This window comes from Collinsella sp. Sow4_E3, assembly GCF_052116285.1.
Lineage (GTDB): Bacteria > Actinomycetota > Coriobacteriia > Coriobacteriales > Coriobacteriaceae > Collinsella.
Genome location: NZ_JBQKLJ010000011.1, coordinates 20120 through 41668, shown reverse-complemented (window position 1 = coordinate 41668; position 21549 = coordinate 20120). Strand labels below are relative to the sequence as shown.

Here is a 21549-nt window from a genome sequence, read left to right as displayed (position 1 = left end):
GCGGAACGGCGCAACAAACCACGGCCGTTGGACGGCCGTTTTCGTGGTTCTATGCGATTGACCGTTCCCTAAAGAACAATGACCAAAAAGACATCCCCTTGGATGATCGAGACTGAGCCGAGGCCCGTGACGTTTATATTGTAAAACGTCACGGGCGTGCCGGGATATGCCGTTTGTCACGGATTTGCGAGCGTCTAGATCTCGCTTGGCATCGGCGCTATTTCCAAATCGCGAGCGCGGCGGTGCCCAGGACGATGAAGGCGAGACCGATGGCGCTGCGCCGTGAGAGTTTTTCGTTGAATGCCAGGTGCGCAAATAGTACCGATACGACAATCGATAGTTTGTCGATCTGCACCACGACGCTCACCTGGCCTGTGGCGATGGCGTGGTAGCACAGCAGCCACGATGCGCCAGTCGCAATGCCCGATGCCGCGAGAAATACGAGTTCGTAGCGGTCTACGTGCACGGCTTGGTCCATCTTGCCTTTAGCTGCCACGATTGCCCATGCCATAACCAGTACCACACAGGTACGGATTGCCGTGGCCAGGTTGGACTCGACGCCTTCGATGCCAACCTTGGCAAGGATGGACGTGAGCGCCGCGAACACGGCGGCGCCGAGGGCGTAAGCGAGCCAGGTCCGGTCTTGCTGCCGCTCGGGTCCGGCAGACTGCTTCTTCTCGATCATTAAAAACGTGCCGAGGGTGATGACAGCGGTTCCCACGAGCTTAACCGCAAGGTTGCTCGTCTCGCCAAAAAGCACGATGGCGATCAGTGCAGCGAGTACGGTGCTCATCTTGTCGACCGGTACGACCTTATTGACGTCTCCGATGCCCAACGCCTTAAAGTAACAGATCCACGAAGCACCGGTAGCGAGTCCCGAGAGGACGAGAAAGAGCCAAGATCTGGGTTCGATGCTGCCGATGGTTCCAATGGATCCAGAAATGCCCGCCATTGCCCAGGCGAAAACGAGCACCACGCAGGTGCGAATGGCCGTCGCGACATCGGAGTCGGTCTGCTTGATGCCGCATTTGGCCAGGACTGATGTGACGCCGGCAAAGAAAGCCGACACAAATGCTGCTGCGACCCACGACACGGGTGAAATGCCTCCCCAAAGAACGACCGCGCCAGATTTACGGCGCTCGTCCGATGATACCGTCCCGCCATGAAGCTTTGATATCGCTGTGGTGAGACAGGGGCCATAGTTCGAGAGGGCATTTGGTTAAGGCTCGAATCGAAGGTGAATGGTTTTCCGCGAAGTGAACGAGTAAATCTGGACCCCTGGAACATGCACACTTTTTTCGAACAAAACTGCAGGATTCTTAGACAAAAACCGCAGGAATTGAGTCCTTAAAAATGTCGATGCTACAGGGCACTGTTTTTACTCGTTCACTTCTCGGAAAAGTATTCACCTTCGATATGCTGACGGTGTCTTTTTGGTTGCCAAGAACTAGACGGCCTGCTGTGAAGGGCGGTGGTGACGCTATGCCGCCTCGTTTCATTGAAAAAATAAGCGGGGTACCACCTAAGCTTTTTTAGCCGTCGATTACAGATCGCGTACTCGATAAACCTTGGTGCTGACAGCGCAGCTGATTACACATAGTGCGAGCGCCAGTACGGCAGTTCCTGCACACAGACAGCCAAGAACGGCGGGATCGGGATTCGCCCCGGCAATCGACATGAGCCAGTTGCTGATGGGGTTGGAGGAGCTTAGCGTGGCCATGGCAAGGCATCCGAGCAGGGCAAACAGGCCAACGGATAGGCGCAGCGCCTCCATGTGTCCAAATCGAAAGAACAGCGGCTGCGCCAAAAACACCATCATGAGGGAGATGAGCATCGATGCTGCCGAGGCGATTGCGATTTCAAAGACCGTCTGTCCCGTCGAAGGAATGCCCGCGCTGTTGAAGAGCGGGATGGAGGCGATGCTCAAAAGCGTGGCGGCGCACGTCATGACGGCCGAGAAGACAACGATGCTCAGGTAGCGGGCACAAATAATGTCTTTGCGCGTGAGGGGCAGCGTTGCCCGATAACGCTCCCATCCGTTTTGATTGTCGAAGCCTGCCAGCGAGCTCATGACCATGATAGGCGACATGGCGCTGAGCGCGCAGGCGCCGGCACTCATGCCGGAGTCGCCACCTGACGTGTTGGCGAGGGTCAGCACAACGAATATGAAGAGGCCGACGCCCGCTATGCTTGGGACAAGCGTGCGAACGATGGCGAGCTCGGACATAAAGGCGCGTTTCATTTCGAAGCCCCTTTCAGCGTGAGGCGTAGATAATCGTCAATGGTTGCCCGATCGCAGGGAATCTCGGGGAAGGCCTCGAGCGTTTCGCGACGGTTGGGCACGAGCACGTCCACGCTATAAGCGTGGTGGGCGGCACGGGCGCCTTCGACGCAAGCCATAAGCTCGGCGGCCTGCGCTTGGGTACAGTGGGCGATGCCGGCGCGGTCGGTAATGTCCTCGCGTGGCAGGTCAAACACAATCGAGCCGTTATCGATGCAGATGATGCGGTCGGCAGCGCGATCGAGGTCGGACGTAATGTGACTCGAGAGCAGCACGCTGCGCTGGCCGTCGGCGACAAAGGCAAGCAGCTCATCGAGCAGCTCCTCGCGTGCCATGGGATCAAGACCCGCGGTGGCTTCGTCCAAAACGAGCAGCTTGGCCTTGTGACTGAGCGCACAGGCAAGCTGCAGCTTCATGCCCATGCCGCGGGAGAGGTCCTTGACCTTCGCCTTGGGATCCAAGCCAAATCGGTCGATGAGGCTGGCGAAGGTGCCGCGGCTCCAGGTGGGGTACGCCGGGCTTACGAGTGCCTCAACTTCGCTCACCTTGAGTGTGGAAGGGAAAGGACACGTGTCCAGCACGAGGCCGATACGGGTGCGCAAGCAGCGCTGCACTTCACCGGGTACGTCGGCGCCACAGCACTGCCCAAACAGGTGCACCTCGCCGGCATCGAGTTTGATAAGCCCGAGCGCGGCGCGAATGGTCGTTGTTTTGCCAGCACCGTTTGCGCCCACAAAGCCAACAATCTGGCCGGGCTCCACGGCGAGCGTGACATCGCGTAGTGAAAAGCGGTCGCTTACAGCGCGTGAGATGCCTTTGAGTTCAAGCAAGTTTTGCATGGTATAGCCTTTCTTGCAGATGGCTACTGCATGGTTTCGGGGGCTACCAGGTCGAGCATTTCGTGCAGTTTGTCGCGCGTGACGCCCAAGGCTTCGGCTTGGCTCGCCGCTTTCGCAAGCAGATCTTCGATATGGCATAGCTGGTTTTCGCGCAAGAGCTCCTGGTTGCCCTCGGCGACAAAACAGCCCTTGCCCTGCACGGTGCAGATAAACCCGAGTTGCTCTAGGTCGGCGTAGGCGCGCTTGGTGGTGATGACGCTCACGCCCAGGTCGCTCGCGAGTGCACGGATGCTGGGGAGTTTGGCTCCCGCAGCGAGCGTGCCCGATAAGATCTGAGCTTTGACTTGCGAGGTTATCTGCTCGTAGATGGGCTTGTCGCTCGAATTGGATAGGATGATGTCCACAGCGGCTCCTTAGCTGTTGGGCTACACGTGTATATAACCGGTAAGCACAGTATATATACACTATGCACAGTTATGCAAGAGGTAAATAGGGATTGTCCGCTCGTTCATTCATCTCAATCTGTAACATCTGGAACCGATTTGGACGGCTACTTGTTACAGATTGAGATTTTGCTGGTGGGCCCCACCTGGTTGTCTCAATCTGTAACAACTGGAGAAGTTTTTGGCTGCTAGATGTTACAGATCGAGATCTTTCTGGGACGCCCACCTGTTTGTCTAAATCTGTAACAGGTAGAGGTTCAAAAACCGTCTAGATGTTACAGATCGAGACAAACTGCTGCGGAGTGCCGTCATCGACTGCTACACAGGCCCCAACTGATGAATTTGTCCAGATAGGCGCCCTAGAGCGGAATTTCGCGGCTACAATAGTGCGGTTACAACGACGTAATGCACTCAATGCAAGAAAGGATCCGCATGGCAAGCCTGTCGGATGAAATCTCGTCGCGCCGCACATTCGCGATCATCAGCCACCCGGATGCCGGTAAGACCACGCTTACCGAGAAGCTGCTGCTCTATACCGGCAGCATCCAGACCGCCGGCTCGGTCAAGGGCAAGAGCTCGGCCAAGCATGCCGTCTCGGACTGGATGGACATCGAGAAGGAGCGCGGCATTTCCGTCACCTCCTCGGTGCTGCAGTTCACTTACAACGGCGCCTGCGTCAACATCCTCGATACCCCCGGTCACCAGGACTTTTCGGAGGATACCTACCGTACCCTTATGGCCGCTGACGCCGCAGTCATGGTCATCGACGGCGCCAAGGGCGTCGAGGCCCAGACCAAGAAGCTCTTTAAGGTCTGTACGCTGCGCCACATTCCCATCTTCACCTTTGTGAACAAGCTCGACCACGAGGCTCGCGATCCGTTTGAGCTCATGGAAGAGATCGAGAATGTCCTGGGCATCAATACGTATCCCATGAACTGGCCGATTGGCAGCGGCCGCAATTTCCGCGGCGTGTTCGATCGTCAGACCCGTCGCGTCATTGCCTTTGAAGGCGACGGTCACGCCAACGCCACCAAGAAGGTCGCCGAGGTCGAGGCCGAGCTGGGCGATTCTTCCATGGATGAGCTCATCGGCGAGGAGAACCATAAGAACCTGATGGACGACATCGAGCTGCTCGATGGCGCCGGCGACGAGCTCGACTTGGATGCCGTGGCCTGCGGCAAGCTGAGCCCGGCGTTCTTTGGCTCGGCGCTTACCAACTTTGGCGTGGAACCCTTCCTTAAGGAGTTCCTGCGTCTGGCCCCGACGCCGCGTGCCTATACCGATACGCTTACCAGTGAACCGGTCGATCCCTGCCGCGACGACTTTAGCGGCTTTGTGTTTAAGATCCAGGCCAACATGGACAAGAACCACCGCGACCGCATCGCCTTTGTGCGCATTTGCTCGGGTAAGTTCGAGCGCGGCATGGATGCCTTCCACGTGCAGGGCAACCGCAAGCTTAAGCTTGCCACGGGCACGTCGATGATGGCCGACGACCGCGCCATCGTGGACGAGGCGTACGCGGGCGATATCGTGGGCCTGTTCGACCCGGGTATCTTTAGCGTCGGCGACACCGTGTGCTCCGGCAAGCGCCATGTGCAGTACCCACAGATCCCGACGTTTGCCCCCGAGATGTTCGCTCGCATTACGCAGGTCGACACGCTCAAGCGCAAGCAGTTCGTCAAGGGCATGGAGGAGCTTGCCCAGGAGGGCGCCATCCAGATCTTCCGCGAGCTGGGTGCCGGCATGGAGAGCGTCATCGTGGGCGTGGTCGGCGTGCTACAGTTTGAGGTGCTCGAGCGCCGCCTCAAGGCCGAGTACCGTGTTGAGGTTCGTCGCCAGCCGCTGCCCTATACGGACATTCGCTGGATCCAGAACGACCCCGACACCATCGATATCCCGGGCCTTTCGCTCACGCGCGACACGCTGCGCGTCGAGGACATGCGCGGTGGCAAGCTGTTGCTGTTTACGAGCCCGTGGAACGTGGATTGGGCAACCGACCACAATCCCGACCTTATCCTGTCGGAGTTTGGCAACGTAGTCTTTTAACGCATCGGCGCGGTGGCCCTGCGGGGCTGCCGCGCTGCCTGCTTGCCTGATGCCGCATGAGCGGCTATCATGCCCACCGTCGCCTCAAGACCGGGGCGTCCGAGCAGTTCGGGTCCGATATCCTGCTCGTTAAACCTAAAACCAAAGGAGTACATAATGATCAAGAAGGTCATGGAGGACTACAAGGTCCTGTTGCGGAGCATTCCCGCGGCAACGGTTTCGCTGTTTTTCGTGAGCGTTATCATGATGAACCTGCTGGCCAACAAAGAGCTCATCAGCCTGCCGTATCTGGCACTCGATTGCGGCTTTGTGGTGAGCTGGGTCTCGTTTTTGTGCCAGGACATGATCTGCAAGCGCTTTGGCGCCAAGGCATCCATCAAAATCTCTATCCTCGCACTGGCGGTCAACCTTGCCGTGAGCCTGTGCTTTTGGGCGTGCTCGCTCACACCCGGTATGTGGGGCGCCTACTACGACACGGGCATGATCGAGGTCAACACCGCCCTTAACGCCACTATCGGCGGCACCTGGTACGTGGTGCTGGGCTCTTCGCTGGCAATGCTCGCTTCTGCCGTGGTTAACTCCACGCTCAACCAGTCGCTCGGCCGTATGCTCAAAAAGAATAACTTTGCGAGCTTCGCCTTCCGCTCCTATGTGTCCACGGGTGTTGGCCAGTTTATCGACAACCTGGTCTTTGCCATTGTGGTGAGCCACACGTTCTTTGGTTGGACCTGGGTGCAGGTCCTTATGTGCTCGCTGACCGGCGCTGTTGCCGAGCTGCTGTGCGAGGTCTTCCTGAGCCCCGTGGGCTATAAGGTCGTGCGCGGCTGGGAGCGTGAGAATGTGGGCGCCGAGTACCTTGAGCGCCACGCAACCGCCTAAGGAGCAAGTATGCGGGTTTTGATTACGGGCGCTTCGGGCGGTATCGGAGCCGCGTGCGTGCAGCGCTTTTTGGACGAGGGCCACGAGGTAGTGGGCTTTGATCTGCTGCCGGCGGCGATCGAACACGAGCGCTACCGCCATCTGATTGTTGATGTCCGCGAGCCGGGCTCGTTTCCAGGCGACCTTGAACCCCAAGTGATCGTGAACGTTGCGGGTACGCAGGATTCGGTCGACGATATCGCCGCCAACCTGTGTGGCACCATCAACGTGACCGAGCGCTACGCCTTTGTGGGGGAGGGGCTTGTCGCCAAGCCGGCGCCCGCTATCAAATCCGTGGTCAATGTGGGGTCGGCGAGTGGGCATACGGGATCGGAGTTTCCCGCCTATGCTGCCAGCAAGGGCGGCGTTATCGCCTACACCAAGAACCTTGCAAACCGCCTGGCACCGCAGGCCATCGCCAACAGTGTGGACCCGGGTGGCGTTATCACGCCGCTCAACCGTTGCGTGATGGAAGACGAACACCTGTGGAACCAGATTATGGAGCTTACACCGCTTAAACGCTGGGCAACCGCCCAAGAGATCGCCGAGTGGATCTACTTTGTGGGCGTGACCAACCGGTTTATGACCGGGCAGAGCCTGCTCATTGATGGCGGCGAGGCCGGCCGCACACAATTTATTTGGCCCGAATAGGAAACGCGCCCGATGGAAAGCCGGCGGGCGCGTTTTTGATGTATCGATTTTTAGGCGAGACAAGTCCAGTTGACGGGGGTCGAGCCGTGCTGTTCGAGTAGCCGATTGGCTGCCGAGAAGGGTCGCGACCCCATAAAAGCGGGGAGTTCTGCCGTGGCACGGTTGGCCGAAAGCGGCGAGGGGTGCGTGGAGGCAAGGCAGAACTTGCCGGTTGTTTTGCCCGCGTCGATTGCGGCGAGCTTGCCCTCAACCATCTGCTGGGCAAAGCGGCCCCATGCCAAAAAGACTACCGGTTGGGGTAGCTGGCAGCAGCGTTCGATAACGTAGTCGGTGAGCGTACTCCAGCCCAGCTTGGCGTGTGAGTTCGCGGCATGCTCGCGCACGGTGAGCGTAGTGTTGAGGAGCAGGACGCCCTGTTGTGCCCATGGCGTCAGATCTCCCGTGGCGGGAATGGGACAACTCAGATCGGCTTTGAGTTCCTTATAGATATTGCGCAGGCTTGGCGGCAACTTGGTTTGCGTCGCGGGGACCGAGAACGATAACCCCATGGCCTGGTTGGGCCCGTGATAAGGATCTTGGCCCAAGATGACAACTTTGACCTGGTCGGCCGGCGTGTAGGCGAGGGCATTGAGGATGTCGTCTTGTGCCGGGTAGATGGTCTGCTCGGCACGTAAAAGGGCGATGCGCTCGAGCAGCTGGTCCGTAGTGTCACGTACCGGCTGCGGCGCATCGCCCAACCAAGTTGCTATGTTGCGGTCACGAGTTGCGGTGTCCATGGAGCTCCTTTATGGCAAATGCTATGTTGGCATCTATTGTAAAGGTGCACCGGTTGCCTTTATGCCGCGGCTGTATGAGGGGCGGGGTCTACGAGGCGCGCTCGGGCGCTCCTGCCATATGAGCGCGTCCATGTGCGCGGAGGTGCGGAAGCTCGACGGTTGCCGCCATGACGCCGGTGAGGATGAGAGCTGCACCCAGGAAGGCGATGGGGCTCAGGACCTCGCCGACTAGGAAGAACGAAAAGACGGCGGAGCAGACTGGCTCGAGCGAGAAGGCAAAGCCGGTGGTCTCGGCGGGCACGTGGGGCTGCACGAGCGTCTGGGTGATAAAGCCGTAGGCAGAGCAGATGAGTGCGAGTGCGACGACGACCACGACCTCGCCCGGCGTGCCGGGGAGTGTGAAACCGCCAAAGGTGAATGCGGCGATGCCCGAGAATAAGCCGCCGAAGCCCAGCTGCCAAACGCCCAGAGCAAGCGGATCGACTTCTTCGACAAAGCGCTTGGCCACGATAATGTGGCCGGCATAGACAAAGGCGGAGAGCAGCATGATGAGCGCGCCCGGGTTCAGGCTGGTGAAGTCGGCGCCCGAGAGCAGCAACATACCGCAGGTGACGATGGCGGTGCCGACGAGCACTTTGCGCTCGGGGGCGCGGTGCAGCAGGGCGGCGTTGGCAAACGGCACGATTACGACCGTCAGGCTCTGCAAAAAGCCGGCAGTGGAGGCAGAGGTGAGGCTGGAGCCCAGGCACATGCAGGTGAGCTCGGTTGCCATGATGGCGCCGATGATGGCGGCACGGACCATAAGGTCGCGGTTAATGCGCAACGCGCGCTTGTGGAAGAGCAGCAGGCAGGCCACAAAAGCGATGACGCAGCGTAGCGCGACGATACTCGTGGCGTTCATGCTGTCCATGCCGATCTTCATGAGGGGATACGAAAAGCCCCATGCGACGGGAACGGAAAATGAGAGCGCGATTGCTTTTTTGCGATCCATGGGACTCCTTTTGTTGCAGAACGGTTTCGTAAAAAGGATTCTGCTCCCAGATTTGGATGTAGTAAAGCGAATGTATCTTCAGTATGATTAAGAAATGCTAATGTCATTAGGAAAAGCACTGGCAAAACGTTTTACGGCTGCATTGTTGTGGAGGCACGATGGCGTCGCGGTATCAGATTGTTTGTATGGTGGTCGATTGCGGCAGCCTGAAACGCGCGGCGGACGAGCTGGGCTATACGCAAAGTGCGGTGAGCCAGGCCGTCAAGGCACTCGAGCGCGAGCTGGGTACCACGCTTATCGAGCGCGGTAAGCAGGGCGTTTCGCTTACGCGCGACGGTAAACAATATCTGCCGTATCTGCGCCAGATTGTGACTGCCGAGGCTGAGCTCGAGGGCAAGCGCCAGGAGCTGCTGGGGCTTTCGTCGTCCGATATTCGCATCGCGACGTTTACCAACGTGAGTCGAACCGTGTTACCGCGCGTGATCCGCGACTTTGGGGCGCTGCATCCGGGCGTACGCTTTACCCTCAAGCAGGGCGACTACACGCGCAACGCCCAATGGGTGCACGACGGCGTAGTGGATTTTTGCTTTACGGCACGTGGGTTTATCGCAGGGCTCGAGAAGCGCGTGGTCTATCACGACGAGTTGGTGGCACTGTTGCCTGTCGCGCATCCGCTGGCGGCAAAGGAAAAAGTGACGCTCGCCGACCAGGCTTCCGAGCCGTTTGTGCTGCTGGATGAGGGCGAACAGAGCCTGGTGCTCGATGCATTCGCGGCGCATGGGCTGTCGCCGCACGTGACGAGCGAGGTGACCGACGACTACACCATCATGGCGATGGTGGAGGAGGGTCTAGGCGTGAGTATGCTCTACCGTCGTACTGTGGAGGGCATGCGGGCCGATATTCGCGTACGTCCCATCGTGCACGCCCCCTCACGCGACGTAGTGGCGGCCTGGCGCAGCTGGGACACCATGCCTATCGCCACGAGGCGCTTTATCGACTATATGAGCTCGCATATTGTCAATTAATGACTGGCGTGGCGTTGAGTGCGGTGTTTAGCAGGCTGTCGCTTTGGCTTGGGTAGCGCGATGGGTGCGTGCCGGGTGGCAGAGTAGTACCGCCACGACCATAAAGAACGCCGTGGTGCCCAGGCTGATGGGGTAGACCATCATGATGTTCGCAAAGGTGCGGAAGTGCGGGAACACGCAGAATACCCAATAGAAGCGGATGCCGCAGACGCAGATCATGGTGATAAGGGCGGGTATGAGCGAGATACCAAAGCCGCGCAGGTAGCCGGACATGTTCTCGTAGAGCATGATAAAGGCGTATGCAGGGAAGATAGAGCACACGCGGATATAGCCGATTGAGACGATGTTGGGATCGCTGTTGAACAACGACAGGATCTCGCGCCCCAGGCCGACAATAACAATAATCGTGGTGAGCGCGACGACACCGCCTTCGACCAGGCAGACCTTAAGGGTCTTGGTGCAGCGGTCGATCAGCCGGGCACCGTGGTTTTGTCCCACAAAGGTGGTGCAAGCCTGGCTAAAGCTGTTGAGCAGGTTGTAGCACACGCACTCCAGGCTCATGGCGGCGCTCGAGGCCGCCATGACCTCGGTGCCCAGGCTGTTGATGGCGGACTGGATGATGATGTTGGCGACGGCAAAGACGGCGCTTTGGATGCCGGCGGGCAGGCCGATCTTGACGATGCGCTTGAGGGCGACGGGGTCGATAGCAAGGTCGCGCGGGGTGACGCGGACGACGGAGTCGGTCTTGAGCAGGCGGATAAAGAGTGTAGCGGCGCTGACGGTGTAGGCGATGGCGGTGGCGATGGCGACACCCGCGACGCCCCAGTGGAGTACGGGGACAAAGATGAGGTCCAGGCCAATGTTGAGGACGGTGGACACGGCAAGCGCTTGCAGCGGCATGCGGGTGATGCCGACGGAGCGGAAGATCGCGGCCTCAAAGTTGTAGAGCAAGATTGAGGGCATGCTGAGCAAAAAGACGCGTAGATAGAGCGAAGCGAGCGGCATGGTCTCGGCGGGAACGTTGAGCGCGGCGAGCATGGGCTCGGCAAAGATCTCGCCCAGAGCGATGACGGCAAAGCCCACGAGCGCCATTAAAATCGAGGTATGGACGGCGCGTTTGACCATATTCTGATCGTTGCGGCCGATAGCGTTGGCGATGACCACGTTGGAGCCAAGCGACATGCCAATAAACAGGTTGAGCATAAGGCTGGTAAGCGGAACATTGGAGCCGACTGCCGCCATGGCGAGGGTTCCCTGGTCGCCCGAGAAGTTACCGATAATGACCGTGGCGATGAGGTTTGACAGCTGCTCCAAGATGCTCGTGGCGGCCACGGGCAAGGCGAACAGGGGGATATTGCGCCACAGTGAGCCGGTGGTCATGTCGATGTGCTTAGATGCGGTATCAGCCATACGCTCTCAATTTCTAACGTGCTATTTCGTGCTTATTTGCGCAGACGATGATACTCCTAATCACCTAGTCATTGGGGGCGTTCTTAAACGACTGGTCATTCAAGAACGTCCCCAATGACTAGGTGGGGAAGGCGTGCGACAATGGTATACGTTGTGTTGTTCGCGCTAAGGAGTTGCCATGTTGTTGTGTCCCGTTTGCCATGAGCCGTTGGTGGACGACGAGCGCGGTGCTGCATGCGCGGGCGGACACCGGTTTGACCGTGCGCGCGAGGGTTATCTATATCTGCTACGTTCGTCCAAGAGCGGCGACTCCATGGGCGATCCCAAGTCGCAGGCACGCAGCCGTCGTGACTTTTTGAACCGTGGCTACTATGCGCCGCTGCGCGATGCAATGGTCGAGCTGGTGCGCAAACGGGTTTCTGGGCGTGCTGCGTCTACAGGCGGTCCCATGACGCTGCTCGATATTTGCTGCGGTGAGGGTTACTACACCAGCGCGATGGGCGCGGTGCCGGGCGTGGACGCTTATGGCTTTGACCTGGGCAAAGAAATGGTACGCCTGGCGGCCAAGCGCGGCGATGCGACCTATTTTGTGGCCAACATGAAAGACATCCCAGTGGCCGATGGCGCCTTCGATATGGTGACCGAGCTCTTTGCTCCCTTTAACGAGCGTGAGTTTGCCCGCGTGTTGGCGCCGGAGGGTTCGCTCTACACCGTGGTGCCGGGTGCCCGTCATCTCTTTGGGCTCAAGGAGGTGCTCTACGACACGCCGTACCTCAACGACGAAAAGCTTCCGAAGACGATGGAGCTTAAACTGGTCGGCACACAGCGGGTGTCCGCGAATATTACGCTCCAGACCCAGGCCGACATCGAGGCGGTGTTCCAGATGACGCCGTACTACTACCGCACACGCCCTACCGACAAAGAGCGCCTGGCAAACCTGGACACCCTTAAAACCGACATCGACTTCATCATTGCCGAGTACCGCCACAGCTAACCAACCTGCCAAAAAGGGACAGGTTTATTTTGGCAGGTTTTATCTGGGCAAATGTAAAGGGCCGACCGCGTTACTGCGCGATCGGCCCATGTTAGTTGCTTGGCTGCAGGGGTTATGAGAAGCGAGTGCCTACAGGCGGTCCTTGTTCTCGGCCTTAACGGCGTGCGCCTGCTGAACAAAGAACAGGTCGTAGACCACGATGACAAAGGCACCGATATTGACGGCGCTGCCGCCGAGTGCGGGAAGTGTGAGCACGGCCTGCGCAATCGTGGCGATTGCGGCAACGATGCCGAGCTTAAACGCGCTATCCACCTGCGAGGGCTTGTTGGCGCCCTTGATGCCCGCAACACCTGCGGAAAGATCGACAATGCCCTTGACGACAAGCACGACCGCGGCGAGCATGGCGTTCGACCCGTACGTGGAATCGAGGCTGCCCCTGGCGATACCGATGCCGGCGATGACGAGGCTGGCGATGCCCAAAACAAAGTAGATGAGGGCAAGGATTTTGAGAGTCTTGCGAGCGGAGCTCATGGCTGGTCCTTTCGATACGAGTACGCCGATCTGGCGTAGCCCATGTGTTGCACATATGGTGAAGCACATTGTAGTTCAACGCAGCGATGCGTGCGCCTGAAAGCGCTTTGAGCCCGCGCAGCCCAATCCGACCTTTCAAAAAGGAAAGCTGGACGTAAGCCAAATCGATGGCAGCTCATGTGCGGCGCTGCGATGATGAGACCGTAACAAGGAGCTGTTCTTAAGGAGGAGCCATGATGTACGGAGCAGGGCGAGTGCATGAGCCGCGGTCGTTGGGAAGGCGCATGGGCGATTCTGTGATCGCTGCCGTGTGCACGGGATTGATGGCGGTGCTTTGCATTGGGATGCTGTGGGCCATGTCGCATGTGGGACAATAGCGGACGGTTGGGTGCTGGCATAAACGGCGCTCACGTATTCATTTTGCTTGTTAAGGAGTACCCATGGGCGTCGTCGATCCCTTTTCTGTTGCTCGGGCCGCGAGGCTTGAGCTGACCGGGAAGTCCGCGGGCCTCACGCTCACCGACGGCACGATGGAGTTGCGTGCCGATTTTGTCCGCATGCTGCCACGGCTCAAACAGGGTCGTCTGCAGCAAGAGCTGTTGGTAAAGGCTGCGCGCGCAAAAGGCGTCGAGTGCCCATGGGCGATTGATGCCACGGCAGGCTTTGGCGAGGATTCGCTGCTGCTGGCGGCTGCGGGCTTTACCGTCGATCTGTATGAGCAGGATTGCGTGATCGCGGCGCTCCTCAAGGATGCCTTGGATCGCGCGGCAGATAATCCGGCGCTTGCGACTGCCGTGGCCCGCATGCGCTTACATGCGGGCGAGGACAGCATTGCCGGCCTTCACCATATAACTGAGTTGATCGGGCAGGGCGAGCTCACCGCTCCCGACGTGGTGTATCTGGACCCCATGTTTCCCGAGCGCACAAAGAGCGCGGCGGTTAAAAAGAAGTTTCAACTCCTGCATCATCTGGAACAGCCGTGTGCCGATGAGGAGACGCTGGTCGAAGCTGCGCTTGCGGTGCGCCCGCGCAAGGTCGTTATCAAGCGGCCGGTGAAGGGGCCGTTGCTTGCCGGCGTTAAGCCGAGCTATCAACTTGCGGGCAAGGCCGTTCGTTACGATGTTTTGGTGCCGCCGCGCCCGTAGCTTGCGGGCGATGGTTGGCGCTCCGTCAGTGCCGTGCCGATGCGGGGCCTATTTCCAAGGGTGCGACGTCAGGTGCCAGCCGCCGCAGTATTCGCATTTGTAGCAGGCCAAACCACGCCGCCCGCGGTTTTCGCAGTCGGCCATAACGGCCTCGGCCTCGGCGCGTGTGCCGTAACGGTTTTTGCGCTCGCACGACTTGTAGCGCCAGGCTTCATCGCGCTCGGCGTTCAGGGCGTCGCGGCGCTCGTCCTCGCGCGCAAACAGGTCGCTCATAGCGCCACCGGTGGCAGCGCCCAAAAACTCGCTTTTGGCCTTTGACCAGGCGGCTCGCTTTTTGCTTCCCATCTGCTTCTCGCCCCTCTTCAAACGCTGGTATCATTGCTCAATCAGAGTGATACCAATAAACGTGAGGTCGCCGCGTGATGATCAGAAAAACCCTCGATACCGACATTCCCGCCGTCATGGCTATCTATGACGCGGCCCGTGCCTTTATGCGCGCGCATGGCAACGCCACGCAGTGGCCCGAGGGCACGCCTTCTGCCGAGCAGCTGGCTGCCGATATCGCCGCCGGTGGTAGCTATGTGTTCGAAGTCGACGGCCGCGTGGTGGCGACGTTTGCCTTTTTACCGGGCCCGGACGAGTGCTATGACGTAATTGAGGACGGGCAATGGCGTAGCGACACTCCGTACGCCGTGCTGCACCGTGTGGCGTCCGACGGCACCGTGCACGGTATCGCGGCTGCGATGTTCGCCTTTGCCAAAGAGCGTGCCGACCACCTGCGTATCGATACGCATCGGGACAACCTGCTCATGCAGGGCGCGAGTATTAAAGCGGGGTTTGAGCGTGCCGGCGTCGTGTATGTGTCGGACGGCACGCCGCGTGTTGCATTTGACTGGCTGCGCGAGGCATAAGAGCGGGGGCGCGTATCTACGCTCCAAGTAAGCGAAAATGGCCCCGGGTGGGGCCATTTTTAATCGCTGCGATGTTTTGCAAGGTGGTAGATGCCGCTCGCTGTCGGCTCTAAGGCACCTACGCTCGGGGCAGCTCGCTTCCGCAGTGGCAACACTTGGTCGCGCCTTCGTGCACCTCTTCCAGGCAATACGGACAGACGGGCGCCGGTGCGGCTTCCTCGGCGGTGGCACCGGCGAGCCTGTCGCCGATTTCCTGCGCCTTGTTGAATGCCTTGACGATGGCAAAGACGATTGCCGCCACAATCAAAAAATTGATGCACGAGCCGATAAAGGCGCCAAAGTCGATATTAGTGCCCGGCACCACCAGCCCCGAGATCTCGGTAGCGCTACCGCCGGCAATCACGGAGATAAGCGGGTTGATGATGTTATCGGTAAGTGAGGTCACGATGGCGGTGAATGCGCCGCCGATAATCACGCCGACGGCCATGTCCATCACGTTGCCGCGATTGATGAATTCCTTGAACTCGTTGAGCAATGTCTTCATGGTGACTCCTCGCTGTTGTGGGGTTCGCGTTGTTGCCGCCCCGGATGAGCCCGTGCAGGCAAAAAGGGGAGGTGCCGGCTTTCGCAAGGCGCGAACCTACGAAAATCGCCGCACGGCAACGCGGGGCGATGAGCTCGGTCGGGGGATAGGGCCCGCTTCGCCCGCCGGCCTGTAAATTGTATCATCCAGTGTGGAACGAGAGCGCCCGTTGCCGCGTGCGACGGGCTTGCAATAAGAGGAGAGCCATGTCGAAGCAAGCGGTCGTTGGAATCTTGGCGCATGTCGATGCTGGCAAGACCACGCTGGCCGAGGCCATGCTGTTCGATGCGGGTCGCATTCGTAAGCGCGGCCGCGTGGACGATGGCGATTCGCATCTGGACACTAACGCGATCGAGCGCGAGCGCGGCATTACGATTTTCTCGTCGCAGGCCGTGCTCGACCACGGTGATACCCGCGTCATGCTCGTGGATGCACCGGGGCATGTCGATTTTTCTGCCGAGGCGGAGCGCACGCTGCGCGCACTCGACTACGCGATTTTAGTTGTGGGCGCCAACGACGGCGTGCAGGGGCACACCGAAACCCTGTGGCGCCTGCTTGCACGCTATGACATTCCGACGTTCATCTATATCAACAAAATCGATTTGGAGAATCCCGGCCGCGATGTTTTGCTGGCACAACTTGGGCGGCGTCTTTCCGAAGGCTGCCTGGATGCCAACGAACTGCTGGAGGGCGGCGCCGTTCAGGAGGACGCTGCAGCGTTGGACGAGGCGGCGCTCGAGGAGTTTCTTGAGGCAGGTGAGCTTTCCGTCACAACGCTGTCGCGCATGGTTGCCGAGCGCAAGCTCTTTCCCTGCTTTGCCGGCTCGGCGCTCAAGGACCAGGGCGTGAGCGAGCTGCTGGATGGCATATGCGTGCTGATGCGCGAACAGATATGGCTTCCGGAGTTTGCCGCGCGCGTCTATCGTGTCAGCCGCGGGGATCGCGGCGAGCGCTTGGCATGGGTTAAAGTGACCGGCGGCACGCTGTGTGCAAAACAGATGATCAGCGGACGTTCCGGTGCCGAGGTGTGGGAGCAGAAGGTCGATCAGGTGCGCATCTATAACGGCGAAAAGTATGAGCTTGCCCAAAAAGTTGCTGCTGGCGGTATTTGTGCCGTGACGGGTCTTGCGCACGTTCGCCCAGGGGACGCCTTGGGTGCGGAGCCCGTGTGTGATGCGCCCGTCATCGCTCCGGTCCTCACCTATACGGTGCTTCCGGGCGAACACGATGTCCATGCGGTGTTTAAAGCGCTGACTGAGTTGGCGGACGAAGACCCCATGCTCGGCGTAAGCTGGAATACTCATCTGGAGCAGATTCACCTGCAGCTGATGGGTGCCGTGCAACTCGAGGTCGTGCAGCGGGTGTTGGTCGATCGCTTTGGCCTTTCGATTTCGTTTGAGCCCGGCGGCATTCTCTATAAGGAGACCATTTCGCAGCCGGTCGAGGGCGTGGGCCACTTTGAGCCGCTGCGCCACTATGCCGAGGTGCATCTGCGCCTAGAGCCGTTGCCAGCGGGTTCGGGCGTGCAGTTTGGCACTGTGACTTCGACCGACGAGCTCGATCTTAACTGGCAGCGCCTGGCGCTCACAAACGCCATGGAGCGCGATCACCTGGGCGTGCTGACCGGCTCGCCCATCACCGATGTGCGCATTACGCTCACAGGCGGCCGCGCGCATGCCAAACACACCGAGGGCGGCGATTTTCGTCAGGCCACGTACCGCGCGATTCGCCAGGGGCTCATGCAGGCGCGTGAGGCCGGCGCGGCGGTGTTGTTGGAGCCGTGGTATCGCTTTGAGCTCGAGGTGCCGGGGGAGTGTGTGGGCAGGGCGTTGTCAGACGCCACGCGCATGGGTGCCGAGTACGAGCCGCCGACGATGGCGGGCGAACGGGCGAAGCTTGTGGGTCGCGTGCCGGCATCCGAGGCGCAGGATTATGCGCTGGAGGTGGCCGCCTACACGAGCGGTCGCGGGCATCTGTACCTGGAGTTCGCCGGTTATGCGGCATGCCATGATGCCGAGCGCGTCATCGAGACGGCCGCCTATGAGCCCGAGGCCGATCTACCCAACACGCCCGACTCGGTCTTTTGCTCTCACGGCGCCGGCTACACGGTCAAATGGTACGACGTGCCCGCCGCGGCGCACGTAAAGGTCGATCCCGCCACCTTCCGCCCCTGGCGAGCGGCGGACGTCGAGTTTTTCGGCCATAGGTGATGGAGGGTCAGTCTCTTTGTCGCATCCTGTTGGTATAACTCGGTATAAGTTGGTATAACTGTTACCAGGGTTTGCCAATCCGAGGAGGCCGACATGAATCCAAATCCCTTTAAGCCCACGGCTGGTAAGCGGCCTCCGATACTCATCGGCCGCGAGTCGGTCATCGAGGATTTCGAGGAAGGGCTCGATAACGGCGCCGGAGCTCCGGGCAGGCTCATGCTCATTACGGGAAACCGCGGCTATGGCAAAACGGTTCTCTTGCGGGAGCTGCAGCGTTTAGCTAGCGAGCGCGGATGGGCGGTTGTCTCTGATTCCGCCTCGCTTGGCCTATGCGACCGCCTGGCCGATGCGCTTCGCTCGAATATGTCGGTTGCGACGTCAATGGAGTTCGGGCCGTCACTTGGCCGGATGTCGGTCGAGGCGGCGCGGGCAAAAGGCGAGACGTTGCGCGGGTTAGTCAACGAACGCCTCGAGAAACTCGGGCCGGGAAAGGGCTTACTGTTTGCGATTGACGAGGCCCAATCGGCATCTATCGAGGAGCTGGCGGCGCTGGCCGTTCTCTATCAGCAGGTGCTCGGAGACCAGGATGCTACGGGCTTGCCCGATAGAGACCAGCACGGTCTTGCGCTGGTTTTTGCCGGCTTGCCCAGCATGGTTGATGACTTGCTCGAAGAGCCGATCGTAACGTTTTTGCGCCGCGCCCAGCAGCGTACGCTGGGTGCGATTTCTTTGCCCAAAGTGCGCGATTCATATATCCAGACGGTCAAAGGCACTGGTCTTTTCGTTGATGCGGAGACGGCGGACCTTGCGGCGCACAAGAGCATGGGGCATCCCTATATGGTTCAGCTGGTGGGATATTACATGTGGAGGTCTGCTGTCCGGCGTGACTCGCGGGTCATTGAAGTGTGCGATGTCGAGGCTGGCTACGCGGATGCCATCTCCGAGTTCTATGAAGCAGTGGACGCTCCCTTGTATTACGGGTTGCGCAGTCCGCAGCGCCTCTTTACCGAGGTCATGGCGGCTGATGGGGGCAAGCCGACGCGCATGGCGGCCATCATTGAGCGCTGCGACCCACCCAAAGCTGAGCGAGCAAATATCGCGCAAGCCTGATTCGCGAGCGCGTCATCGAGGCTGCCGGATACGGTCTCGTCCGGTTTACCGTGCCCATGCTGGGCGAGTGCATCCGCGACCGCGTTTTATGGCATGAGTAGGGTGATAAAGGTGACGGAACAGAAGATGAGCCCGCAGGCTATAGAGGTACGTGGCGCGCGTGTGCACAACCTCAAGGACATCGATATCGATATTCCGCTGGGAAAGCTCGTGGGTATTGCTGGCGTATCGGGTTCGGGCAAGAGTTCGCTGGCACTGGGCGTTCTTTACGCCGAGGGCTCGCGTCGCTACCTGGAGGCGCTTAGCACCTATACCCGCCGCCGTCTGACGCAGGCCGAACATGCCCAAGTGGACGAGGTGCTGCACGTACCGGCGGCGCTCGCATTGCATCAGCGCCCCAGCGTGCCGGGTGTGCGCTCGACCTTTGGTACCATGACCGAGCTCAACAATAGCCTTCGTCTGCTCTTTAGCCGTTGCGCCCATCACGTGTGTCCGCACTGCGGGACGCGCGTGGAGCCGAGCCTTAACGTGGCCGCGGGCCTGTCGCTCACGTGCCCCGAGTGCGGCCGTGAGTTCTACGCGCCGGGTGCCGAGGACCTTGCCTTTAACAGCGGCGGCGCGTGTCCCACCTGCGGCGGCACCGGTGTCATGCGCGAGGTGGACGAGGCGAGCCTGGTGCCCGACGAGTCCAAGACCATCAACGAAGGCGCGGTGCTTCCTTGGGGCACGCTCATGTGGGATCTGATGAAGCAGGTGGCAGGCGAGATGGGTGTGCGTACCGACGTGCCGTTTAACCAGCTCACGCCTCAAGAGCGTGACATTGTGTTCCACGGCCCGGCGGTTAAGAAGCACATTCTCTACGTTCCCAAAAACGGCGAGGGCGCTACGCCGCTCGACTTCACCTATTACAACGCCGTCTATACCGTCGAGAATGCGCTCGCCAAGGTTAAGGACGACAAGGGCTTAAAACGCGTGGCGCGCTTTTTGCGCGAGGGGCCATGTCGTGACTGTGGCGGCACGCGCCTCTCCGAGACCGCCCGTCAGCCCCAGGTGCGCGGTATCAATCTGGCGCAGGCCGCGGCCATGACGCTGGGCGAGGCGATTGAGTGGGTGCGCGGGGTGCCCGCATCCTTGCCGGCCGAGATGCGGCCCATGGCGGCGGATATCTGCGATTCGTTTTTGAGCGCGGCCCGTCGCCTGGTCGATCTGGGTCTCGACTACCTTTCGCTCGATCGCGCCGGTGCCACGCTCTCCACGGGCGAGCGTCAGCGCGTGCAGCTCGCCCGCGTGGTGCGCAACCGATCGACGGGCGTGCTCTATGTGCTGGACGAGCCTTCGATTGGCTTGCATCCTGCCAATGTTGATGGTCTGGTAGGCGTGATGCGCGATCTGGTGGATGACGGCAACACCGTGGTTGTTGTCGACCACGATACACGTGTGCTGGTGGAAGCCGACTATCTGGTCGAGATGGGCCCCGTTGCCGGAGCAGGCGGCGGTAATGTGATTGCCGCTGGCACGGTGGACGAGGTCGAACAATCGCAGGGCAGCCGCATCGCCCCGTTTTTGCGCGCAGACCCCAAGCGTATGCGTCCGCAGGTGACTGACGAGGAAATGTTCGACCAGGGCCACATCCGCATGGCAACCGATGCCATCCATACCGTCAAACCGCTCGAAGTCGATATACCGCGCGGCCGTCTCGTTGCGGTGACGGGCGTTTCGGGTTCGGGTAAGACGACGTTGGTGCTCGAGACACTCATCCCGGCGCTTAAGGCCCAGGCAGCTGGCGAGCGCCTGCCAAGCCATGTGCGCTGGGTCGACGCCGAGGGTATCGCACGCGCAAACCTGATTGACGCTACACCTATCGGCGCCAACGTGCGCTCGACGGTAGCGACCTATGCCGACATCCATGATGAGCTGCGTCGCGCTTTCGCCCGTACGCCCGAGGCCAAGGCAGCCGGCTACAAGGCGGGTGCCTTTAGCTACAACACCGGCGCCTTGCGCTGCCCTACATGCGATGGCACGGGCTCGATATCGCTCGACGTGCAATTTTTGCCCGACGTCGAGATCATCTGCCCAGCATGTCGAGGCTCGCGTTATGCAGACACGGCTTCGCATATCCATCGCGAGGGCAAGGACGGGAGCAAGCTTACGTTGCCGCAGCTCATGGACATGAGCGTGGACGAGGCTCTCGACGCCACGGTGGGGCTCAAGAAGGTTCAGGCGCGCTTGCTGACCTTGCACGACCTGGGCTTGGGCTATCTTACACTCGGTGAGCCCACACCGGCGCTTTCGGGCGGCGAGGCGCAGCGTTTAAAGCTTGCGAGCGAGATGGGCCGCGTGCAGGACGATGCCGTATTCGTATTCGACGAGCCCACGATCGGCCTGCATCCGCTCGACGTTCAGGTGCTGCTGAACGTGTTTGACGGCCTCGTCGCCAAGGGCGCCACGGTTATCGTGATCGAGCACGATCTCGACCTTATCCGCAATGCCGATTATGTGATCGACATGGGGCCGGGCGGTGGCGATGCGGGCGGGCAAGTCGTCTGCGCCGGTACGCCGGCGGATATCGCTGCTTGCTCCAAGAGCATTACCGGCCGCTACCTATAGGCAAAGCGACAAAGGGGCAGCCCTTTGTCGCTTTGATGCCAAAACCAATTTCTCAAGGGTTAGAGGGTTTGAAAATCT

General features: G+C 60.0%; 21 protein-coding genes. 11 read left to right on the top strand and 10 right to left on the bottom strand.

Going from position 1 to position 21549, the window contains the following annotated elements:
• Positions 1-217: 217 nt before the first annotated feature.
• The 4 genes from ACTQ48_RS07525 to ACTQ48_RS07510 all read right to left on the bottom strand — a co-directional run bounded on the left by ACTQ48_RS07525 (position 218) and on the right by ACTQ48_RS07510 (position 3524).
• Complete coding sequence (locus ACTQ48_RS07525; protein WP_441570499.1) at positions 218-1093, bottom strand: EamA family transporter; 876 nt, start codon at positions 1091-1093, stop codon at positions 218-220.
• A 450-nt stretch (positions 1094-1543) separates the two neighbouring features.
• Complete coding sequence (locus ACTQ48_RS07520) at positions 1544-2242, bottom strand: ABC-2 transporter permease (protein WP_427794271.1); 699 nt, start codon at positions 2240-2242, stop codon at positions 1544-1546.
• Positions 2239-3120: an ABC transporter ATP-binding protein gene (locus ACTQ48_RS07515; protein ID WP_441570498.1), complete on the bottom strand. Its 882-nt coding sequence runs from the start codon at positions 3118-3120 to the stop codon at positions 2239-2241. The genes ACTQ48_RS07520 and ACTQ48_RS07515 overlap by 4 nt, the downstream gene beginning before the upstream one ends.
• A gap of 23 nt (positions 3121-3143) precedes the next feature.
• Positions 3144-3524, bottom strand: a complete 381-nt coding sequence (locus tag ACTQ48_RS07510) for a GntR family transcriptional regulator (protein ID WP_370450620.1) — start codon at positions 3522-3524, stop codon at positions 3144-3146.
• Positions 3525-3995: 471 nt separating this feature from the next.
• On the opposite strand from ACTQ48_RS07510, the gene ACTQ48_RS07505 reads away from it, so the two are divergent.
• The 3 genes from ACTQ48_RS07505 (at position 3996) to ACTQ48_RS07495 (ending at position 7178) form a co-directional block, all read left to right on the top strand.
• A complete protein-coding gene (locus ACTQ48_RS07505) occupies positions 3996-5609 on the top strand; it encodes a peptide chain release factor 3 (RefSeq protein WP_427719358.1) in 1614 nt (537 codons plus the stop codon).
• Positions 5610-5765: 156 nt separating this feature from the next.
• Positions 5766-6488: a VUT family protein gene (locus tag ACTQ48_RS07500; RefSeq protein ID WP_427794268.1), complete on the top strand. Its 723-nt coding sequence runs from the start codon at positions 5766-5768 to the stop codon at positions 6486-6488.
• A gap of 9 nt (positions 6489-6497) precedes the next feature.
• Positions 6498-7178, top strand: coding sequence for an SDR family NAD(P)-dependent oxidoreductase (locus ACTQ48_RS07495; RefSeq protein ID WP_441032528.1), 681 nt, complete (start codon positions 6498-6500; stop codon positions 7176-7178).
• Between the two features lie 50 nt (positions 7179-7228).
• Here the strand turns inward: ACTQ48_RS07495 and ACTQ48_RS07490 are convergent, their stop codons facing one another.
• Positions 7229-7954: a uracil-DNA glycosylase gene (locus tag ACTQ48_RS07490; RefSeq protein ID WP_441570497.1), complete on the bottom strand. Its 726-nt coding sequence runs from the start codon at positions 7952-7954 to the stop codon at positions 7229-7231.
• A gap of 88 nt (positions 7955-8042) precedes the next feature.
• Positions 8043-8945, bottom strand: coding sequence for a DMT family transporter (locus ACTQ48_RS07485; protein WP_441570496.1), 903 nt, complete (start codon positions 8943-8945; stop codon positions 8043-8045).
• 158 nt (positions 8946-9103) lie between these two features.
• On the opposite strand from ACTQ48_RS07485, the gene ACTQ48_RS07480 reads away from it, so the two are divergent.
• The gene (locus tag ACTQ48_RS07480; RefSeq protein ID WP_441570495.1) at positions 9104-9970 is read left to right on the top strand and encodes a LysR family transcriptional regulator; all 867 of its coding nucleotides are present in this window, start codon (positions 9104-9106) and stop codon (positions 9968-9970) included.
• Between the two features lie 27 nt (positions 9971-9997).
• On the opposite strand, the gene ACTQ48_RS07475 is transcribed toward ACTQ48_RS07480, so the two are convergent.
• Positions 9998-11380, bottom strand: coding sequence for an MATE family efflux transporter (locus ACTQ48_RS07475; protein ID WP_441570494.1), 1383 nt, complete (start codon positions 11378-11380; stop codon positions 9998-10000).
• A 178-nt stretch (positions 11381-11558) separates the two neighbouring features.
• On the opposite strand from ACTQ48_RS07475, the gene ACTQ48_RS07470 reads away from it, so the two are divergent.
• Positions 11559-12374 (top strand): putative RNA methyltransferase, encoded by an 816-nt coding sequence (locus ACTQ48_RS07470; protein ID WP_154516992.1) that lies wholly within the window; start codon positions 11559-11561, stop codon positions 12372-12374.
• A gap of 129 nt (positions 12375-12503) precedes the next feature.
• Here the strand turns inward: ACTQ48_RS07470 and ACTQ48_RS07465 are convergent, their stop codons facing one another.
• Positions 12504-12905, bottom strand: a complete 402-nt coding sequence (locus ACTQ48_RS07465) for a hypothetical protein (RefSeq protein ID WP_427728325.1) — start codon at positions 12903-12905, stop codon at positions 12504-12506.
• Between the two features lie 233 nt (positions 12906-13138).
• Between ACTQ48_RS07465 and ACTQ48_RS07460 the strand changes: the two genes are divergently transcribed.
• Together ACTQ48_RS07460 and ACTQ48_RS07455 are read left to right on the top strand one after the other, a co-directional pair.
• Positions 13139-13282 carry a hypothetical protein gene (locus ACTQ48_RS07460; protein ID WP_441563556.1) on the top strand — a complete coding sequence of 48 codons (144 nt, stop codon included), beginning with the start codon at positions 13139-13141 and terminating at the stop codon, positions 13280-13282.
• A gap of 63 nt (positions 13283-13345) precedes the next feature.
• Positions 13346-14050 (top strand): class I SAM-dependent methyltransferase, encoded by a 705-nt coding sequence (locus tag ACTQ48_RS07455; protein ID WP_441570493.1) that lies wholly within the window; start codon positions 13346-13348, stop codon positions 14048-14050.
• A gap of 48 nt (positions 14051-14098) precedes the next feature.
• Here the strand turns inward: ACTQ48_RS07455 and ACTQ48_RS07450 are convergent, their stop codons facing one another.
• The gene (locus ACTQ48_RS07450) at positions 14099-14395 is read right to left on the bottom strand and encodes a hypothetical protein (RefSeq protein WP_441048520.1); all 297 of its coding nucleotides are present in this window, start codon (positions 14393-14395) and stop codon (positions 14099-14101) included.
• A gap of 77 nt (positions 14396-14472) precedes the next feature.
• Here ACTQ48_RS07450 and ACTQ48_RS07445 point away from each other — a divergent pair, with 77 nt between their 5' ends.
• On the top strand, positions 14473-14961 hold the full coding sequence (locus ACTQ48_RS07445; protein ID WP_441570492.1) for an N-acetyltransferase: 489 nt from the start codon (positions 14473-14475) through the stop codon (positions 14959-14961).
• 118 nt (positions 14962-15079) lie between these two features.
• Here the strand turns inward: ACTQ48_RS07445 and mscL are convergent, their stop codons facing one another.
• Positions 15080-15505 carry a large conductance mechanosensitive channel protein MscL gene (gene mscL / locus ACTQ48_RS07440; RefSeq protein ID WP_154517006.1) on the bottom strand — a complete coding sequence of 142 codons (426 nt, stop codon included), beginning with the start codon at positions 15503-15505 and terminating at the stop codon, positions 15080-15082.
• Positions 15506-15750: 245 nt separating this feature from the next.
• Between mscL and ACTQ48_RS07435 the strand changes: the two genes are divergently transcribed.
• The 3 genes from ACTQ48_RS07435 to ACTQ48_RS07425 all read left to right on the top strand — a co-directional run bounded on the left by ACTQ48_RS07435 (position 15751) and on the right by ACTQ48_RS07425 (position 21471).
• Positions 15751-17754 carry a GTP-binding protein gene (locus ACTQ48_RS07435; protein ID WP_441570491.1) on the top strand — a complete coding sequence of 668 codons (2004 nt, stop codon included), beginning with the start codon at positions 15751-15753 and terminating at the stop codon, positions 17752-17754.
• A gap of 93 nt (positions 17755-17847) precedes the next feature.
• Positions 17848-18864: an AAA family ATPase gene (locus ACTQ48_RS07430; RefSeq protein WP_441016544.1), complete on the top strand. Its 1017-nt coding sequence runs from the start codon at positions 17848-17850 to the stop codon at positions 18862-18864.
• 93 nt (positions 18865-18957) lie between these two features.
• Positions 18958-21471, top strand: coding sequence for an excinuclease ABC subunit UvrA (locus tag ACTQ48_RS07425; RefSeq protein WP_441570490.1), 2514 nt, complete (start codon positions 18958-18960; stop codon positions 21469-21471).
• Positions 21472-21549: the final 78 nt, after the last annotated feature.

Excerpts from the sequence above, each read along its gene's own strand:
- ACTQ48_RS07520 (WP_427794271.1), bottom strand. The coding sequence starts at position 2,242 with ATGAAACGCGCCTTTATGTCCGAGCTCGCCATCGTTCGCACGCTTGTC.
- ACTQ48_RS07515 (WP_441570498.1), bottom strand. The coding sequence starts at position 3,120 with ATGCAAAACTTGCTTGAACTCAAAGGCATCTCACGCGCTGTAAGCGAC.
- ACTQ48_RS07505 (WP_427719358.1), top strand. The coding sequence starts at position 3,996 with ATGGCAAGCCTGTCGGATGAAATCTCGTCGCGCCGCACATTCGCGATC.
- ACTQ48_RS07500 (WP_427794268.1), top strand. The coding sequence starts at position 5,766 with ATGATCAAGAAGGTCATGGAGGACTACAAGGTCCTGTTGCGGAGCATT.
- ACTQ48_RS07495 (WP_441032528.1), top strand. The coding sequence starts at position 6,498 with ATGCGGGTTTTGATTACGGGCGCTTCGGGCGGTATCGGAGCCGCGTGC.
- ACTQ48_RS07490 (WP_441570497.1), bottom strand. The coding sequence starts at position 7,954 with ATGGACACCGCAACTCGTGACCGCAACATAGCAACTTGGTTGGGCGAT.
- ACTQ48_RS07485 (WP_441570496.1), bottom strand. The coding sequence starts at position 8,945 with ATGGATCGCAAAAAAGCAATCGCGCTCTCATTTTCCGTTCCCGTCGCA.
- ACTQ48_RS07480 (WP_441570495.1), top strand. The coding sequence starts at position 9,104 with ATGGCGTCGCGGTATCAGATTGTTTGTATGGTGGTCGATTGCGGCAGC.
- ACTQ48_RS07475 (WP_441570494.1), bottom strand. The coding sequence starts at position 11,380 with ATGGCTGATACCGCATCTAAGCACATCGACATGACCACCGGCTCACTG.
- ACTQ48_RS07470 (WP_154516992.1), top strand. The coding sequence starts at position 11,559 with ATGTTGTTGTGTCCCGTTTGCCATGAGCCGTTGGTGGACGACGAGCGC.
- ACTQ48_RS07465 (WP_427728325.1), bottom strand. The coding sequence starts at position 12,905 with ATGAGCTCCGCTCGCAAGACTCTCAAAATCCTTGCCCTCATCTACTTT.
- ACTQ48_RS07460 (WP_441563556.1), top strand. The coding sequence starts at position 13,139 with ATGATGTACGGAGCAGGGCGAGTGCATGAGCCGCGGTCGTTGGGAAGG.
- ACTQ48_RS07455 (WP_441570493.1), top strand. The coding sequence starts at position 13,346 with ATGGGCGTCGTCGATCCCTTTTCTGTTGCTCGGGCCGCGAGGCTTGAG.
- ACTQ48_RS07450 (WP_441048520.1), bottom strand. The coding sequence starts at position 14,395 with ATGGGAAGCAAAAAGCGAGCCGCCTGGTCAAAGGCCAAAAGCGAGTTT.
- ACTQ48_RS07445 (WP_441570492.1), top strand. The coding sequence starts at position 14,473 with ATGATCAGAAAAACCCTCGATACCGACATTCCCGCCGTCATGGCTATC.
- mscL (WP_154517006.1), bottom strand. The coding sequence starts at position 15,505 with ATGAAGACATTGCTCAACGAGTTCAAGGAATTCATCAATCGCGGCAAC.
- ACTQ48_RS07435 (WP_441570491.1), top strand. The coding sequence starts at position 15,751 with ATGTCGAAGCAAGCGGTCGTTGGAATCTTGGCGCATGTCGATGCTGGC.
- ACTQ48_RS07430 (WP_441016544.1), top strand. The coding sequence starts at position 17,848 with ATGAATCCAAATCCCTTTAAGCCCACGGCTGGTAAGCGGCCTCCGATA.
- ACTQ48_RS07425 (WP_441570490.1), top strand. The coding sequence starts at position 18,958 with ATGAGTAGGGTGATAAAGGTGACGGAACAGAAGATGAGCCCGCAGGCT.